This is a genomic window from Kitasatospora sp. NPDC101801, assembly GCF_044766665.1.
Taxonomy (GTDB): domain Bacteria; phylum Actinomycetota; class Actinomycetes; order Streptomycetales; family Streptomycetaceae; genus Kitasatospora.
Genome location: NZ_JBIWML010000025.1, coordinates 1 through 17,249, shown reverse-complemented (window position 1 = coordinate 17,249; position 17,249 = coordinate 1). Strand labels below are relative to the sequence as shown.

Annotated in this window: 13 protein-coding genes; 2 read left to right on the top strand and 11 right to left on the bottom strand. The window is 73.3% G+C overall.

Features of this window, described 5'->3' with window-relative positions; genetic code table 11:
• Positions 1-51: 51 nt before the first annotated feature.
• From ACIRPK_RS24310 to ACIRPK_RS24290, 5 genes are read right to left on the bottom strand one after another with little or no spacing between them, the layout of a single operon-like run.
• Complete coding sequence (locus ACIRPK_RS24310) at positions 52-2,151, bottom strand: ATP-dependent DNA helicase (protein ID WP_403041538.1); 2,100 nt, start codon at positions 2,149-2,151, stop codon at positions 52-54.
• A 12-nt stretch (positions 2,152-2,163) separates the two neighbouring features.
• Positions 2,164-3,942, bottom strand: coding sequence for an IucA/IucC family protein (locus tag ACIRPK_RS24305; protein ID WP_403041536.1), 1,779 nt, complete (start codon positions 3,940-3,942; stop codon positions 2,164-2,166).
• Between the two features lie 19 nt (positions 3,943-3,961).
• Positions 3,962-5,362: a lysine N(6)-hydroxylase/L-ornithine N(5)-oxygenase family protein gene (locus tag ACIRPK_RS24300; protein ID WP_403041534.1), complete on the bottom strand. Its 1,401-nt coding sequence runs from the start codon at positions 5,360-5,362 to the stop codon at positions 3,962-3,964.
• 6 nt (positions 5,363-5,368) lie between these two features.
• Positions 5,369-5,992, bottom strand: a complete 624-nt coding sequence (locus tag ACIRPK_RS24295) for a GNAT family N-acetyltransferase (RefSeq protein WP_403041703.1) — start codon at positions 5,990-5,992, stop codon at positions 5,369-5,371.
• Positions 5,884-7,716, bottom strand: a complete 1,833-nt coding sequence (locus ACIRPK_RS24290; RefSeq protein WP_403041701.1) for an IucA/IucC family protein — start codon at positions 7,714-7,716, stop codon at positions 5,884-5,886. Before ACIRPK_RS24290 ends, ACIRPK_RS24295 begins: the two co-directional genes overlap by 109 nt.
• Before the next feature lie 177 nt (positions 7,717-7,893).
• On the opposite strand from ACIRPK_RS24290, the gene ACIRPK_RS24285 reads away from it, so the two are divergent.
• Entirely contained in the window at positions 7,894-8,976 is a 1,083-nt protein-coding gene (locus tag ACIRPK_RS24285; protein WP_403041532.1) for a trypsin-like serine peptidase, read from the top strand.
• Positions 8,977-9,147: 171 nt separating this feature from the next.
• Here ACIRPK_RS24285 and hflX read toward each other — a convergent pair whose 3' ends face one another.
• From hflX to miaA, 5 genes are all read right to left on the bottom strand, one after another.
• Complete coding sequence (hflX, locus tag ACIRPK_RS24280) at positions 9,148-10,572, bottom strand: GTPase HflX (RefSeq protein WP_403041698.1); 1,425 nt, start codon at positions 10,570-10,572, stop codon at positions 9,148-9,150.
• Positions 10,573-10,743: 171 nt separating this feature from the next.
• Positions 10,744-12,963 (bottom strand): RelA/SpoT family protein, encoded by a 2,220-nt coding sequence (locus ACIRPK_RS24275; RefSeq protein ID WP_403041529.1) that lies wholly within the window; start codon positions 12,961-12,963, stop codon positions 10,744-10,746.
• A gap of 291 nt (positions 12,964-13,254) precedes the next feature.
• Positions 13,255-14,127 carry a diaminopimelate epimerase gene (gene dapF / locus ACIRPK_RS24270; RefSeq protein ID WP_403041526.1) on the bottom strand — a complete coding sequence of 291 codons (873 nt, stop codon included), beginning with the start codon at positions 14,125-14,127 and terminating at the stop codon, positions 13,255-13,257.
• 27 nt (positions 14,128-14,154) lie between these two features.
• Positions 14,155-14,634: a hypothetical protein gene (locus tag ACIRPK_RS24265; protein WP_403041524.1), complete on the bottom strand. Its 480-nt coding sequence runs from the start codon at positions 14,632-14,634 to the stop codon at positions 14,155-14,157.
• Between the two features lie 218 nt (positions 14,635-14,852).
• Positions 14,853-15,791 carry a tRNA (adenosine(37)-N6)-dimethylallyltransferase MiaA gene (gene miaA, locus ACIRPK_RS24260; RefSeq protein WP_403041521.1) on the bottom strand — a complete coding sequence of 313 codons (939 nt, stop codon included), beginning with the start codon at positions 15,789-15,791 and terminating at the stop codon, positions 14,853-14,855.
• Between the two features lie 126 nt (positions 15,792-15,917).
• Between miaA and ACIRPK_RS24255 the strand changes: the two genes are divergently transcribed.
• Positions 15,918-16,148, top strand: a complete 231-nt coding sequence (locus ACIRPK_RS24255; protein ID WP_403041519.1) for an antitoxin — start codon at positions 15,918-15,920, stop codon at positions 16,146-16,148.
• A 7-nt stretch (positions 16,149-16,155) separates the two neighbouring features.
• Here ACIRPK_RS24255 and ACIRPK_RS24250 read toward each other — a convergent pair whose 3' ends face one another.
• Positions 16,156-16,854 carry a class III extradiol dioxygenase subunit B-like domain-containing protein gene (locus ACIRPK_RS24250; protein WP_403041516.1) on the bottom strand — a complete coding sequence of 233 codons (699 nt, stop codon included), beginning with the start codon at positions 16,852-16,854 and terminating at the stop codon, positions 16,156-16,158.
• Between the last annotated feature and the right edge of the window lie 395 nt (positions 16,855-17,249).

Sequence of the window (17,249 nt, the reverse complement as noted above, 5' to 3'; positions counted from 1 at the left end):
GGGAAAGGGCCGCCCCGAGGGGTGGCCCTTTCCGTGCCCGCCGACGGGTCGTCAGCCGCGCTTGGCCACCGGGCGGACCGGCTGCGCCGAGGCGTCGATCGCGGCCAGCGAACGGCGCACCTGGTTGCGGTCGTCGGTGTACCAGAAGTCCGGCATCGAGGACTTGAAGAAGCTCCCGTACCGCTTGGTGGCCACCCGGGGGTCGAGCACCGCGACCACGCCCCGGTCGTCGGCCGCGCGGACCAGCCGGCCCGCGCCCTGGGCCATCAGCAGGGCGGCGTGGGTGGCCGCCACCGCCATGAAGCCGTTGCCGCCGCGCTCCTCGACGTCCTTCTGCCGGGCGCTCATCAGCGGGTCGTCCGGGCGCGGGAACGGGATCCGGTCCATCACCACCAGCTGGCAGGCCGAACCGGGGACGTCCACGCCCTGCCAGAGCGACAGGGTGCCGAACAGGCAGGTGGTGGCGTCCGAGGCGAACTCCCGGATCAACTCGCCCAGGGTGTCCTCGCCCTGGAGCAGGATCTTGTGGTCCAGCCGCTCGCGCAGCGCCTCGGCCGCTGCCTTCGCCCCGCGCATCGAGGAGAACAGGCCCAGCGTGCGGCCGCCGGCCGCGCCGATCAGCTCGGTGAGCTCGTCCAGCATCTCCGGGCGCTCCGGATCCCGGCCCGGATCGGGCAGGTGCCGGGCGACGTAGAGGATGCCCTGCTTGGGGTAGGAGAACGGCGAGCCGACGTCGATCCCGCGCCAGTACGGCGGGGTGTCCTCGCCGTGCACCAGCTCGGGATCCTCGGGCGAGCGCTCGTCCGGCAGCCGGCCCTCGCCCGGCAGGCCGACCGAGGCGGCCACGCCGGTGAAGTCGCCGCCGAGCTTGAGGGTGGCCGAGGTGAGCACCACCGAGCGCTCCTTGTAGAGCTTCTCCCGCAGCAGCCCCGAGACGCTCAACGGGGCGACCCGGAGCGAGGCGGTGCCGGGGCCGAACCGGTCGCTGCGCTCGATCCAGATCACGTCGTACGCGGAGTCGGAGAGCAGCCGGTCGGCGGTCTCGTGCAGCGACTCGGCCGAGGCCATCGCCTGCTTGCGGACCGCGTCCTCGTCGGTGAGCGCCTTGTCCCTGGTCTCGCCGAGCGAGGTGATCACCAGGCGGGCCGCGTCCCGGATCGCGGTGACCGCGTAGGCCAGGTACTCGGGCAGCTCGCCCTCGACCCGGCCGGGCTGGGCGGTCTCCATCAGGCCGTGGTAGTTCTCGGCGGCGGCCTGGAGGGCGTCCACCGCCTTCTCGTTGGCCAGCCGGGCCGCCCGCTTGACCGCTCGGTTCACCGCGCCGACGGTGAGCTCGCCGGTGGCGGCGCCGGTCACCCGGTTCACCAGCTCGTGCGCCTCGTCGACGATCAGCAGGCCGTGGTCGGGCAGCACCGGGGCGCCCTCGATCGCGTCGATCGCCAGCATCGCGTGGTTGGTGACCACCACGTCGGCCAGCTTGGCCCGCTCCCGGGCCGCCTCGGCGAAGCACTCCTGCCCGTACGTGCACTTGCTCGCGCCCAGGCACTCCCGGGAGGTGACCGCGAGCTGGGCCCAGGCCTTGTCCGAGACACCGGGCGAGAGGTCGTCGCGGTCGCCGGTCTCGGTCTCGTCGGCCCACTCGCGCAGCCGGAGCACGTCCTGGCCGAGCTTGCCGGTCGGGCCGCCGAGCGCGTCCACCGGGTCGAACAGGCCCTCGCCCTCCTCGCTCGGGGTGCCCTCGTGGGCGCGGTGCAGGCAGAGGTAGTTGGACCGGCCCTTGAGCATCGCGAACTGCGGGCGGCGGCGCAGCACCGGGTGCAGCGCCTCCACCGTCCGGGGCAAGTCCCGCTCCACCAGCTGGCGTTGGAGGGCCAGGGTGGCGGTGGCCACCACCACCCGGTCCCCGTGCGCGAGCGCGGGGACCAGGTAGGCGAGGGACTTGCCGGTGCCGGTGCCGGCCTGCACCAGCAGGTGCTCGCCGCTGCCGACCGCGTCGGCGACGGCGGCGGCCATGGCGACCTGGCCGGGGCGCTCGACACCCCCGACAGCCGTCACGGCGGCGTGCAGCAGCTCGGGGAGCGCGGCGCGGGAGACGGGTGCCGGGGCTTCGTCGGCGCCGGGCAGGGCCTGGGGTTCGGAGTCGTTCGTCATGGCCCACCCAGCCTACGACGTGGGGGTGACAATCCGGCTCTGCTGCGGGGGCAGTGCGACCGTCCCGCCGTAGTGCAGCGGGTTGTCCACCTCGCCGTGCACGGCGGCGTGCGGGCGCTCGGGGCGGTCCCGGTAGCCGTCCAGCAGCAGCCGGTTGCGGTTCAGGCAGAGCCGGTCGATCCGGGGGGTGAAGAGGTCGAAGAGCTTGAAGCGTTCGCCGAGCTCGGGGAAGCGCCGCTGGTAGGCGGTGATCCGTTCGCGCAGCAGCTCCCAGAACTCGGCCTCGGAGACGCCGAGCTGGGCGTCGAAGAGCGGCGCCAGGTAGCGGAACACCCCGACGAACAGGCCGGAGTGCAGGAACTGGCAGAGGTACTCGGGCGGCTCGCGCAGCAGCACCTCGCGCACCTCGGCCGGGAGGTCGTCGAGTTCGGGCAGCTCGCGGTCGCTGATGTTGACGTCGTCGACGAAGTCCTTGACCGCGAGCCGGGCAGGCGCGTCGTGCTGGTCGAACACCACGATGGCGTTCTCACCGTGCGGGGAGAAGACCGTGCCGTACCGGTAGAGGAAGTGCAGCAGCGGCGGCAGCATCACCGCGAACAGCCGGCGCAGCCAGTCCCGGGCGGGCAGGCCGGAGCGGGCGACCAGCTCGGCGGCCAGCGCGCGGCCGTCCGAGCCGACCTGGAGCAGCGAGGCCAGGGTGCGGGCCCGCTCGTGCGGGGCGAGGTGCCTGCCGAGCGGCTCGCGCCAGATCGCGCCGAGCAACTCCTTGTACTGGTAGGGCACTTCCGGCAGGTCGCGGTAGACCGGGTGGTCCACCGTGACCGAGGCGATCTCGCCGAGCAGGATCACCCGGCACTCGTCCCGGAGGAACTCGTCGCCGTCCCGCAGGCCGTGGATCCAGGCGGTGACGGCGGGGGCGGCCAGCGTGCGGTCGGTCGGCAGGCCGCGCCAGACCAGGGTGTTGAGCATCGAGAGCGGCAGTTTGACGGTGCAGCGCTCGGGCCGGCTGAGGTTGAAGAAGCTGCGGACCGACTGCTGCGGCAGCCGCAGGTCGCCGTCGCTGGGCAGCGGGACGATCTCGCCGGAGGCGATCCAGGGGGCGAACAGCGGCAGGATCACCTCGTCCCACTGCCACGGGTGCACCGGCAGCAGCAGGTAGTCCTCCCCCACCCCGGCCCGGAACTCCGGGCTCAACTCCTGCTCGTACAGATCAGGTTGGCCCCGGAACTCGGCCAGCCGCCGGTGCACCGCGAGCCACGGCAGCCGCTGCGGGCTGCGCGCCTCGGGGGCCCAGGCGGCCAGGTCGCGGGCGGACAGGCCGAGCCGGCCCTTGTTCGGGACGATCCACGGGTGGCCGGTCTGCCGTCCCTCCAGCCGGACGTGGTCCAGGTCGGCCAGCTCGGCGGCGGTCAGCTCGGTGGCCAGCTGCCGGACGTCGGCGAGCAGGGTGGCGGTCAGCTCGCGGATCAGGTGGCCCAGGGTGTCGCCGGGCAGCCCGAGCACCGCGCGGGCCAGCTGGAGCAGCCGCAGCGGGTCCCCCTCCGGGTCCGCCGGGCAGTCCACCGAGTCCGGGTCGACCTGCCAACTCCCGTACGCCCCCCGGCGGGCGGTGAACCGGTAGACCGCCTCGGGCAGGTCGAGCCGGTAGCCGGCACCGTCCGGCACCGGAGTGAGCAGCTGCTCGTAGGCGAACTCGCCGAGCATCTTGGCGAGCATCGCCCGGCGGGCCCGCCGCCAGTGCGCGGCCGTGAGCTGGGGTGGCAGGTGGAGCTCGGCGGGAGGCTGCGGCACGGTGGCCCTCCGGAGGAGTTCAGCGGGTGACTGGGGCGGCACGGTGGCCCTCCTGCGGGCGCGGGAGGGCCGGAGCGGGAGCGGTGGGCACGGGCGGGGCGAAGCTGGTCCAGGCGGTCCTGGTGGGCAGCCGGTGGACCGTCCGGCCGGTCACCGCGTTCAGGATCACGGCGGCCCGGTGGGCGCCGAGCCCGAGGTCGGGGGTGCCGACGCCGTGCGTGTGCAGTTCGGCGTTCTGCACGTAGAGGCCGCCGGTCAGCTCGGGCCGGGTGGCCACCCGGTGGTCCAGGCCGACCCGGAACCGGCCCTGCTCGTCCCAGTCCACCAGCTCGGCGAGCGGGTCGAGCAGCGCCGGGCGGACCGCCCGGTAGCCGGTGGCCAGCACCACGGCGTCGGTGCGGAGCACCTGCTCTACACCCGAGTCGACCTGACGGCAGATCAGCTCGAACCCGCCGCAGGGCCCGGCCAGCGCCTCGGTGACGGCGGTGCCGGGCCGGATCTCCACCGGGTCGGCGTCCAGCGGCCGGCCGATGGTCCGCTCGTACAGCAGGTCGTGGATCTCGGCCAGCGTCTCGGCACTGGCCGCCTTGTGCAGCTGCCACTGCTCGCGCACCAGCCGGTCCCGGGTGGCGGGCGGCAGGCCGTGGAAGTGGCGGGTGTAGTCGGGGGTGAAGTGCTCCAGGCCGAGCTTGGAGTACTCCATCGGCGCCAGCGCCCTGGTCCTGGTCAGCCAGCGCAGCCGGGTGCCGTCACCGCCCCGGCCGCGCAGCAGGTCGAGGAAGATCTCGGCGCCGGACTGCCCGGACCCGACCACGGTGATGTCCCTGGCCCGGTCCAGGCTCGCCCGGCGGTCCAGGTACTCGGCGGAGTGCCAGACCTGCGGATGCCCGCGCAGCCCGGCGAACGCCTCCGGGTGCACCGGGGTCGTCCCGACGCCGAGCACCACGTTCCGGGCCCAGAGCTCGGCGCCGCCGGCCAGCGCCCGGAACAGCCGGTGCCCCGGATGCCAGTGCAGCTCGGTCACGGCGGCGCCGAACCGGCAGTTGACCAGCCGTTCGGCCGCCCAGCGGCAGTAGTGGTCGTACTCCCGGCGGGCCAGCTGGAACCGCTCGGCGAAGTAGAACGGGAACAGCCGGTCCTGGTCGCGCAGGTAGTTGAGGAAGGACCAGGGGTTGGTCGGGTCGACCAGCGAGACCAGGTCGGCCAGGAACGGCACCTGCATCCGGGCCCCGTCCACCAGCATCCCCGGGTGCCAGCGGAACTCCGGCCTGGCCTCGCAGAACAGCGAGTCCAGCCCGCCGACCCGGTCGGCCAGCGCGGCCAGCGACAGGTTGAAGGGCCCCAGACCGACGCCCAGCAGGTCGTACGCCTCGGGCTGCTCGGCCGGTCCGTCGTGCGCGTGGGGCTGCGGGTTGTCCATGTCGTCCTAGTCGCGTTGACGGATCATCAGGGCGGCCCGCTTCTCGGGCAGCTCCAGCTCGGCGACCGGGTCGAAGCCGGCCCGCCGGAAGGCCCGCAGCGAGGGGGCGTTGCGCAGGTCGGGCTCGGCGACCAGCCGCCGGCAGTCGGGATCGGCCAGCAGCCGGTCGGCCAGCGCGGTCAGCAGCAGGGTGCCGAGCCCCCGGCCGCGGTGACCTGGCGGGCCCAGCAGCAGGTGCACCCCGAGGTCGCCCGGCCCGGCGGGGTAGTGGTCGGCGAGCCGGTCCACGTCGGCCCGGTAGAGCTCCCAGTAGCTCATCGGGGTGCCGTCCAGCAGCCCGATCAGCGGACAGCTGTGGCTGTCCGGGCCGAGCTGCGGCGCGACGTGCCGTTCGGTGGTCTCCGGCGGCCCGGCCAGCTCCCAGTACGCGGCCACCGCCGGATCGTTCATCCACCCGGCCAGCAGCGGCAGGTCGGTGGCCAGGTCGACCTCGCGGAGCTCGAACTCACCCGCCGCGGTCCTCACCCGGCCACCACCGGGTTGCGGATGTCCACGTACACCGACTGGGTGGCGACCGGGCCGACCAGCTCGTCCATCCCGTTCAGCCGGGTCAGCAGGTTGGCCTTGCAGTGCAGGTCGGGGCTGTCGAGCAGCAGGGTGGGCAGCCCGGAGCCGGTGGCGGCGGCCGGCCGGCCGCCGAGGAAGCCGCGCAGCGCGGCCAGCAGGACGCTCTCGTCGGCCAGCCGCTGGGAGCCGAAGGCGCCGATCAGGCCGAGCACGTGGTTGATGCCGAGGTAGTAGGCGAAGTGCTTGTCGATCACCCGGTCGGCGACGAAGGTGTCGCTGACCCGGCCGACCCCGGGCAGCCGGGCGTCCAGCCGGTCGGCGAACGAACTGCGGAAGTAGTAGCCCTGGTTGTCCCGGTACCGGCCGCCGACCGGCCAGCCCTCCCGGTCCAGCAGCACCAGGCTGTTCTGCTGGTGCGCCTCCAGTGCGATCCCGGCCCGGCCGTCCAGCCAGAGCACCGGGAGCACCACGGCGTCCAGGTAGCGCAGGAACCACTCGGTGGCGACGGTGTGCACCGGGCGGCCGCACTGCTCGGCGAGGGACCGGACGGTCCGGCCGAGCATCGAGTCCACCCGCTCGCCGAACGGCTGCTCGGCGACCAGTCCCGCCACGCAGAGCGCGCGTTCGCGCAGGCCGAACGGCTGCTGCCGGAGCACGGTGTCCAGGCCGTTCGGGTCGGCGCCGCCCGGCAGGTCGACACCGATCCAGGCCGGGTCGCGGACGATGTCGAAGCCGGGGTGGGCGGCCCGCCACTCGGCGCTCAGCCCGGCCTCCAGCAGCCGGTGCACCTCCAGCCCCCGGTGCAGCTCCTTGCGCAGGTTCTCCCGGCGGGAGTTGGTGATCCGCAGGCCGAGCGAGAGCTTGAGCATCCAGGGTGTGCCGGGCCGGCAGACCGTGCGCACCGAGGAGGTCGGGTGCCACTCCTCGCCGTGCTCGCCCAGGTCGTGCAGCGCACCGTCCGCCAGCAGCCCGGCCACCTCGGGCCGGAGCGCCAGCTCCCCGGCCTGCCAGGGGTGCAGCGGGAGCGCGGCGGTGCCGGGCGGCAGCACCGCCCGGTCGCCGAGCAGCCGGGCGGTCAGCTGCTCGGCCGGGACGCCGACCGCCGAACCGGAGGCCAGCAGATCCCGGTCCACGGCGTACCAGTGCAGCCGGAAGGACCCGTGCAGTTCGGGCGAGTACGCCGCGCTCTGCGCCGGACCCAGGCCGTCCCGGCTCTTCGGGGTGGGGTGCAGCGGGTGGCCCAGCAGCAGGGCCTGCTCGGCGGCCAGGAACGGCCAGTCGGGGCCGCCGCCGGAGCGGCGGCGCTCCAGCACCTCGGTGGTCCGCAGCACCGAGTCGGCCACCCGGGCGGCCAGGTCGGTCAGCTGGCCCGCCTCGGGCCGTTCGGCGGTGGCGCCCGCGACCAGGGTGGCCACCGTCACCACGTCCACCGGCAGCCCGGCCAGGGCGACCTCGCCGAACCGGTGCCAGCCGGTCGGCGACCAGTACCGGACCGCCGCGACCAGCTCGACCGCACCGCCGAGCACCGGCACCCGGAGCGTCCCGTCCGGGCGCGGCCGGGCCCCGGTCTCTCTCGCCCAGCACCGCAACAGGCTCTCCACCCCCGCCTGTTCGGCGGCCACCGCCGGATCGGCGTCGAGCAGTGCGTCCTGGGGCCGTGGATGGACGACAGGCGGTACTCCAGCGAGTGCGACGATGCTCAAGGCTGCTCCTTGGGGCGAGCGATGGTGCGGGCGCCGGGAGTTGGGGGGGACGGCCGAGGCTCGTGGGACCGAGGGCGCCGACAGGCCAAGGGAACTGGCCACTGACGGGTGATCACAAGATCAGCTCACTCGTTGTGGTGAATCCCCGTCGATCACTCACCCGTTGGAGTGGTCAGGTCAGGACCGACCCGGGCACCGCGGAGCCACCCGCCGCGCCCCTCGGTGGGAGAATCGGCGTTCGACACGGGGGGCTGGAGAATCATGCGGTCGATATCAAAGGGCACGACGGCGGCACTGCTCGGACTGGTGCTGCTCTCGGGGTGCACCGGCACGGCGTCCGACGACTGGCGGCTGCCGACCGCCGTACCGACCCAGTGGCGGGGTGAACTCGCGCAGCGCTGGCAGGAGTTGAAGACCTGGCGGGACGAGGACTGGGACCGCTGGGCCCGGCAGCACCTGTACGAGAACCCGGTGGTCCGGGACCTCTGGGACCCGGAGCGGATGGTCGACGCCCCACCGCAGCAGCCGGTGGTGCCGGCCGCGTCCCCCGCCGCCGCCGACCCGGAGCCGGGCCCGGTGCAGGCCGTCCCGGTGCCCCGGCCGTACACCAGCCACCCGGCCTCGGGGAAGGTGTTCTCCACCGCGCCGGGCGGCGGCACCGGCCAGTGCTCGGCCACCGTGGTGGCGGACCCGGCCCACCCGGGGCGGAGCAACCTGGTCTGGACGGCAGGGCACTGCGTGCACGAGGGCAGCGGCGGCGGCTGGTTCAAGAACCTGATCTTCGTGCCGGCCTACAACAGCGCCGGCACCCCCGCCGACCGGAAGCCCACCCTGGCCGAGGTCGCCCCGCTCGGACAGTGGTGGGCCGACAACGTGATCAGCTCACCGCAGTGGATCGCCGAGGGCGGCCACGGCGGGAACGCCGCCAACCAGTACGACTTCGCCGTGCTCAAGGTGCACAACCCGGACGGCAGCGGCCGGTCGCTGGAGGAGACCGTGGGCACCGCCGTCCCGGTCTGGTTCGACGCCCCGCGCGACCGGCTGGCCGTGTCGGTCTGGGGCTACCCCTCCGTCAAGCCGTTCGACGGCCGCGAGCTCTACCGCTGCGACAGCGGCCGCCCCACCCGGCTCTCCTTCGACCCGAGCCGCCCGCCGATGCTCTCGGCCGGCTGCACCATGACGGCCGGCTCCAGCGGCGGCGGCTGGTTCGCCACCATGCCGGACGGCCGCGAGGCGCTGGTCAGCAACACCTCGATCGGCAACCTCGCCCACACCGCCCTGAACGGCCCGTACCTGGAGGACGTCGCCCGACAGGCGCTGAGCTACTTCTCCCGCAAGGAGTGAACCCACCAGGGGCTCACGAACGCACCCAGGGGCTCGGGGAACAGCGACGCCGACCTCGTACAAGGTCTCTCCCGCGGGCACGGTCAGGCACTTTCGCCTGTGACCCGCACGCCGGACATCGTCGCCGTTCCCCGAGCCCCTGATGGTGCAGCCTCGGGTCCTGCAAAAACCTCAGCCCTGCGTCACGACCGCGAACTGCTCGAGCTCGGCCGCCAGCTCCGCCGCCACCTTGGCGTGCAGCAGCGTGCCCTCGCCGGTGTGCTCGGTGGAGATCGGCTCACCCTCGGCGTGCACCCGGGAGACCAGGTCGCCACGGGTGTACGGGATCAGCGCCTGCACCTCGACGGCCGGCCGCGGCAGCTCACCGTCGATCAGCTGGAGCAGCTCCTCCATGCCCTGGCCCGTGCGGGCCGACACCACGATGGCGTGCGGCTCACGGCGGAGCAGGCGCTGGAGCACCAGCGGATCGGCGGCGTCGGCCTTGTTGATCACCACGATCTCCGGCACGTTCTGTGCCTCGACCGAGACGATCACCTCCCGGACGGCGGCCAGCTGGGTCTCCGGCTCGGGGTGCGAACCGTCCACCACGTGCAGGATGAGGTCCGCCTCGGCGACCTCCTCCATGGTCGAGCGGAACGCCTCGACCAGGTGGTGCGGCAGGTGCCGGACGAAGCCGACCGTGTCGGCCAGGGTGTAGACCCGGCCGCTCGGGGTCTGCGCCCGGCGGACCGTCGGGTCCAGGGTGGCGAACAGCGAGTTCTCCACCAGGACACCGGCCCCGGTCAGGCGGTTGAGCAGCGAGGACTTGCCCGCGTTGGTGTAGCCCGCGATGGCGACCGAGGGGACCTGGTTGCGACGGCGCTCCTGGCGCTTGGTGTCGCGGCCCTTCTTCATGTCGGCGATCTCCCGGCGGAGCTTCGCCATCTTCTCGCGGATCCGCCGACGGTCGGTCTCGATCTTGGTCTCACCGGGACCACGGGTGGCCATGCCGCCACCGGAGGAGCCGGCGCCGCCACCACCCATCTGCCGGGACAGCGACGCCCCCCAGCCACGCAGCCGCGGCAGCATGTACTGCATCTGCGCGAGCGAGACCTGCGCCTTGCCCTCCCGGGACTTGGCGTGCTGGGCGAAGATGTCCAGGATCAGGGCCGTCCGGTCGACCACCTTGACCTTGACCACGTCCTCCAGCTGGATCAGCTGACCAGGGGTCAGCTCACCGTCGCAGACCACGGTGTCGGCGCCGGTGGCGGCGACGATGTCGCGCAGCTCCCGCGCCTTGCCCGAGCCGATGTAGGTCGCGGGGTCGGGCTTGTCACGGCGCTGGATCACGCCGTCCAGCACCTCGGAGCCGGCGGTCTCGGCCAGGGCGGCGAGCTCGGCCATCGAGTTCTCCGCCTCCTCGACCGTGCCGTCGGTCCAGACGCCGACGAGCACCACGCGCTCCAGGCGGAGCTGGCGGTACTCGACCTCGGTGACGTCCTGCAGTTCGGTGGAGAGACCGGCGACCCGGCGCAGCGCGGCGCGCTCGCTCCGGTCGTACTGCTCCCCGTCGTATCGGTCGAAGCCCTCGTCGTTCGCCGCGAGGTCCTCGTCCATCAGGGCTTCCGCCCGGAGGTCCGACAGTCGGTTGCCTTGGCTGTCGGAATTGCTGCGGCTCTCGAACGTGGAGGTCAATCTCATCCTTAGGTAGATCGGGAAGGGCCGGTGCGCCGTGCGCACCTGGGAGTGTGCCCCGTCTGACGCCCCGATACCAGGTGGCGAGCCGAGCTACCCCTGCAGGCCGTGGCCGGCACCGGAACCACTACGTCCGGTGAACGCCACGGACCGGCCGCGAATTCCCCACGATGGTCGCACGCCCGCCCCGACGGGGTCATCCCGATTTCCCCGCGCCGGGCCGGGCCGGTAGACGTCGTAGACCCCGGAGACCCGCAGCATCGCGCGCATCAGCAGCGGCAGGGTGGCGGCCGCCGGCAGTTCGACGGTGTAGCTGTGCCGGACCCGGAGCTGCTGCGGCGGCTCCACCTCGGCCGCGATGATGCCGACGCCCTGGGCCGAGATCGCCGCCGTCAGGTCGGCCAGCAGCCGGGGACGGTTCAGCGCCTCGGCCCGCAGGGTCACCCGGAAGCCGTCGGCGGGCGCCGCGCCCGGCACCCAGCAGGGCCGGACCGGCTCCCGGCCGGCCTCCCGCAGCAGCTCCCCCACCGGACAGTCGGTCCGGTGCACGGCCACCGCGCCGCCCCTGATCAGGTACCCGGTCAGCTCGTCCGGCGGCACCGGCGTACAGCACCTGGAGAGCCGGACGATCCCGCCCGAACGGCCCGGCACGGTCACCGGCGCCTGCCGCCGCCCGGCGGACGGGACGCCGGCGGGGGCCGGCTTGGCCGCCCCGGCGTCCGGCTCCGGCAGCCGGGCCGGGTGCTCGGCCAGCCAGCGTTCGATCGCCAGCCTGGCCGCCGGGGTGCGGACGTGTTCCAGCCATTCGGCGGCCGGGCCGGACGCCTCGTGGGACTGCTCGGTCAGCACCGCCAGCACGTCGCCGTCCCCGAGCGTGGTGGAGAGCGCGACCAGTCGCCCGTTCACCCGGGCCCCGAGGCAGCGGTGCCCGGTCTCCTCGCCCAGCAGGTACGCGGCGTCCACGCAGCTCGCCCCGGCCGGCAGGTGCAGCGTCTCGCCCTGCTCCGTGACGGCGGTGATCTCCCGGTCGTCGGACAGGTCCGAGGTGAGCGCGGACCAGAAGGTGTCCGGGTCCGGGGTCTCCTGCTGCCACTCCAGCAGCCGGCTCAGCCAGCCCGGCCGGGCCGGGTCGGTCCGCTCCGGGTCCTCCGGACCGACCTGGTGCGGATCGCCCAGGGCGACCACGCCGAACTCGGCCACCCGGTGCATCTCCCGTGTCCTGACCAGCACTTCGACCACCTCGCCGGTCGGCAGCGCGACCGCCGTGTGCAGCGACTGGTACAGGTTGAACTTGGGCCCCGCGATGAAGTCCTTGAACTCCCCGGGCAGCGGCGTCCAGCAGGTGTGCAGCTCACCGAGCACCGCATAGCAGTCGGCGTTCTCCTCCACCACCACCAACAGCCGCCCGAAGTCGGCGGGTTGGAGATCCTGCGGCAGCCCGTCGGGCCCGGCCGCGGAGGTCCGCTTGAGCAGCACCCGGTGCACGGACACGCAGTGCCGGGGCCGGACGGTGACGGTGGCCGGCACCCCGGTCTCGGCCAGCTGCCGGGTCAGCCCGTCGGCGAACGGCTGCAGCAGCTCCTCCGGCCGCTCGTCGTACGCGGCGATCAGCGCACCGGTGCGGGCGTACTCCTCCGGGTGCAGAGTGGCGAACACGATGTCCTCCAACTCGGCCTTCAGCACCTGGATCCCGAGCCGCTCGGCGAGCGGGATCAGCACGTCCCTGGTCACCTTGGCGATCCTGATCCGGCTGGCGGGCTTCATGTGCCGGATGGTCCGCATGTTGTGCAGCCGGTCGGCGAGCTTGATCACCATCACCCGGACGTCGTCGCCGGTGGCCACCAGCATCTTCCGGAAGGTCTCCGCCTCGGCCGCCGCACCGAAGTCCACCTTCTCCAACTTGGTGACGCCGTCCACCAGATAGGCCACCTCGGGCCCGAACTCCTCGGCCACCTGATCCAGCGTCACCTCGGTGTCCTCGACCGTGTCGTGCAGCAGCGACGCCACCAGGGTCGTGGTCCCGGCACCGAGTTGGGCCAGGATCATGGTCACCGCGAGCGGATGGGTGATGAACGGCTCACCGCTCTTCCGGGTCTGCCCCCGGTGACTGGCCTCCGCCGTCCGGTACGCGCGGCCGAGCAGCGCCAGGTCGGCCTGCGGGTGGTGGCGCCGGTGCGCCTCGACGATCGGCTCGATCGCGTCCGGCAGCGGGGCGCGGCCGGTGGCCAGCAGGGCGGCGCGGCCGGCCCGGCCCAGGGAGGCTCGGCTGAGTCTGCTCCGGGACCGCTTTCCAGCCTCGGCTTCGATGGTCATCTGCACCTCCGGCAGCGATGGTCCATGCTACCGAGCAGAGCACGTTCCGCGGCCCCCTGCTCCCACACCGTCACCAACACCACCCGAACGGGGGGATTCACTCCGCACCCGATGGGGAAGCGCCGCTCGCTTTTGGTAGGTGGTCCGGAGGGCAGGGGCTCGGGGAACTGCGACGCCGGCCTCGTACAAGGTCACCGTTGCGTAGGCGGTCAGGCACTTTCGTCTGTGACCCCGGCGCCAGATCTCCTCGCAGTTCCCCGAGCCCCTGGACCGTAGACCCGGAGCGCCTGCCTAGAAGCGGAGCGTCCCGCTCGCGACGATCTCCGCCGGTCCGGCCATCTCGATCCGGGCGTCCGGGTGCTCGGTGATCACCAGGGTGCCGCCGGGGAGGTCGACCGTGTAGGTGACCGGCTCGCCGGTGACCGAGGGGTCGAGGTGGTGACGGCGGGCCGCCGCGACGGCCACCGCGCAGGCGCCCGTGCCGCAGGAGCGGGTCTCGCCCGAACCACGCTCGTGCACCCGCATCGCGACGTGGCGCGGTCCGCGCTCCACTACGAACTCGACGTTGACCCCCTCGGGGTACACCCCGGCCGTGACGCCGGGGGCGGCGAGCAGGTCGCCGGCCTGGGCCAGGTCGTCGACGAAGGCGACCGCGTGCGGGTTGCCCATGTTGACGTTCAGCGCGGGCCAGACCAGGTCGCCGACCGTCACCTCGACGCCGTCGGGGCCGGGCAGCCGGACCTTGCCCATCTCGACGGTGACCAGGCCGGGCCCCTCGGCGGTGTCCTCCGCGACCCGGACGGTGAGCACCCCGGCCCGGGTGGCGATCGGGATCGGGCCCGGCTTCGCCAGTCCGGCCTCGACCAGGTGGCGGGCGAAGACCCGGCTGCCGTTGCCGCACATCTCGGCGATCGAGCCGTCGGAGTTGCGGTAGTCCATGAACCACTCGGCCCGGTCGGCCATGCCGGCCGCCGCAGGATCGGCCGCCGCCCGGACCACCCGGATCAGGCCGTCGCCGCCGATGCCGGCCCGGCGGTCGCACAGGGCGGCGACCTCGGCCGGGCCGAGGTCGAGCAGGCCGTCCGGGTCCGGGATGATCACGAAGTCGTTCTGGGTGCCGTGCCCCTTGAGGAAGGGGAGGCCGAAGGTCTTGGATGCGCTCACAGAGCCGATGGTACTGAGACCGACCGGTCAGGAGGCGAGGCGGACCACTCGCCAGACGGCGAGACCGACCGCGACCACGGCGGCCAGGGTGTAGAGCACGATCGCCTTGCGACCGGCCCGCCGGCCACTGCCCCGGCGCGGGACGCCGGGCCACTTGTACCCGGCCACCCGGGCGGCCATCGCGCCCCAGCCGACCGAGGCGGCGGTGAGCAGCAGGCCGAGCATCCCGATCATCGCGGAGGCGCTGCCGCCGGAGCTGAAGGCGAGCGGGAAGGCGAACATCAGGGCGCCGGCGGCACCGACCAGCACGATCGGCAGGATCTGCCACCAGCGCAGCCTGCGCAACGGCCGGATCTCCCGCTCGTGCACCACGCCGGGCGCGGCCAGGTCGGCGAGGACCGGCAGGGCCAAGGCGTACGAGGTGGGCATCTGGGCCTCCGACAGCACCAGTTCGGCACTGACGCTGCTCGGCAGTTCCTCGGTTTCGGGGCCGGTACCCGTGGACACGCGGCCTCCCCTGACGGTTCGACACGAGCCAACGGACTCGCGGGCGGTAGGAGCGGCCACCCGGCCGACCCCTGGTTGTTCTCGATAATGGCATGTCCGGCGCCGCCGACGCGGGTCCCATCGGGCCGTCGGGTGATCCGTGGCCATGACGTGATGTGCCCGTAACCCTCAGTTGGTCGTGCACCTGCAGCTGCACCGGCCGGATGGCCGGAAACCGCTCAGATCTGACGGTCGATCAGCTCCAGGGCCCGTGCCAGCAGCGCAGTCGGGTCGGCGCCGGCCGGGCGGGCCAGCCAGTGGATGCGGTCGTCCCGGCGGAACCAGGACTCCTGGCGGCGGGCGAACCGCCGGGTCGCCCGGACGGTTTCGGCCTTCGCCTCCTGCTCGGTGCAGTCGCCCGCGAAGTGCGCCAGCACCTGCTGGTAGCCGAGCGCCCGGGAGGCGGTCAGACCGTCCCGCAGCCCCTGCGCCTCCAGCGTGCGGACCTCGGCCGGCAGGCCGGCCTCCCACATCCGGTCCACCCGGAGCTCGATCCGGCGGTCCAGCTCCGGGCGCTCCACCTGGACGCCGATCTGCACGGTGTCGTAGACGGCGGTGTTGGTCGGCAGGCTGGCGGTGAACGGGCGGCCGGTGATCTCGATGACCTCCAGGGCCCGGACCACCCGGCGGCCGTTGCTGGGCAGGATCGCCTCGGCGGCGGCCGGGTCCAGCTCGGCCAGCCGCCGGTGCAGCGCGCCGCTGCCGAGCTGCTCGCACTCGGCCTCCAGCCGGGCCCGGACCACCGGGTCGGTGCCCGGGAACTCCATCTCGTCGATCGCCGCCCGGACGTACAGCCCGGAGCCGCCGACCAGCACCGGCGTCCGGCCCTCGGCGAGCAGCCGGTCCATCTCGGCCCTGGCCAGCCGCTGGAACTCGGCCACGCTGGCCGCCTCGGTGACGTCCCAGATGTCCAGCAGGTGGTGCGGGACGCCACCGCGCTCGGCGGTGGTGAGCTTCGCGGTGCCGATGTCCATGCCCCGGTAGAGCTGCATCGAGTCGGTGTTGATCACCTCGCCGCCCACGCTGCGGGCGATGGCGACCGCCAGGTCGGACTTGCCCGCGGCGGTCGCACCGACCACGGAGACGACGCGGGGCTGGATGACGGGAGAGCTGCTCACGGGCCAAGTCTCGCAAAGAACGGGAGTGGCGCCGTGTCTCAGGCGATCACTCTGGGGAAAGATATGAGCGGTATGACCTATTTTCTCCGTCCGCCGGGCGGACCCAGCTGAAGGAGAGCACCGGACATGGGCCTGATGGACAACCTCAAGGGCAAGGCCGAGGAGCTCAAGGACAAGGCCAGCGAGCTCGCGGGCAAGCACAACGAGAAGATCGACCAGGTGGTCGAGAAGGCCGGTGCCGCAGCGGACAAGGCCACCAAGGGCAAGTACAGCAACAAGATCGAGACCGGCACCAGCAAGGCCAAGGGCGCGGTGGACCACTTCGCCGCGAAGCCCAAGGACGAGGGTCGGAGCTGACCGGGCGTCAGCTCCAGGAGGCCACGAAGTAGCCGACCCCGTACGGGGCCTCGTCGTACCGCAGCCTCCCGTTCAACCCGGCGCCCTGAGCAGCTCCCGCGAGGACCTGCCAGGGCGCCCGTCCGTCCGCCTGCAGTTCCGCCGAGACCACCGGGTCGAGCCCGGCGAGCGCGGCCACGTCCGCCGCACCCAGAGCCCGGGCCGCCTCGGTGTCGTAGCCCTCGGCCCGGTCGTCCAGGTAGCCCGGCGCCTTGACCGAGCGGCAGGCGCTCCCGCCGCCGAGCACCAGCAGACCGACCCGGTCGGCCAGTTCGGCCAGCCCGCCGCCCAGGCCGAGCAGCCGCTCGGTCGGTGCGTCGGCCGGGACGGCACACGCATGGGTGGGGGTGGTCACCCCCGCCTGCTCCAGCAGCCACGCCCCGACGGCCAGCGACGGCGCCAGCTCCGGCCCGTCCACTCCGCCCGACGGCAGCCGCACCACCCGGGGGACGCCGTACCGGTGGAACGAACCGACCCCGCCCTCGGTCCAGACCCCGCCCTCCGGACCGCCGCCGACCAGCACGATCAGGTCGGGCTCCGAGGCCGACAACTCCCGCACCGCCGCCAGGCAGGCGGCCCGCAGCGACTCCAGTTCGGGCGCCGCACCCGAGGCGACCTCGGGCACCAGCAACGGCGGACAGGGGGCGACGGCAGCGGCTACGAGCATGCCGTTCACCTTAGGACATCCGCCTCGGGAGGCAGGACGCTCAGCTCTGCTGAGGTGCGGCTCCGCCGCGTGGGCGAGGAGATCTGACGCCGGGGTCACAGACGAACGTGCCTGACCACCTACGCGACGATCACCTTCTACGAGGCCGGCGTCGCAGTTCCCCGAGCCCCTGCTGTGCTGAGCCACCTGCCAAGGTCGGCGGCGCCCACGCGGCGGAGCCGCACACCAGCAGAGCCCCGAGCCCCTGCCTTCCGAACCACCTGCAAAAGGTCGACGCGGCCGAGCCCCGGTCCCGGAGGGCTAGGCCGTGTTTTAGAACGGGGTTCCGGTCCAGTCCTCGCGCTGTGATGATCATGGTGTGGGGCGTGGAGATCTTTCTGATGAGCAGTGGTCGG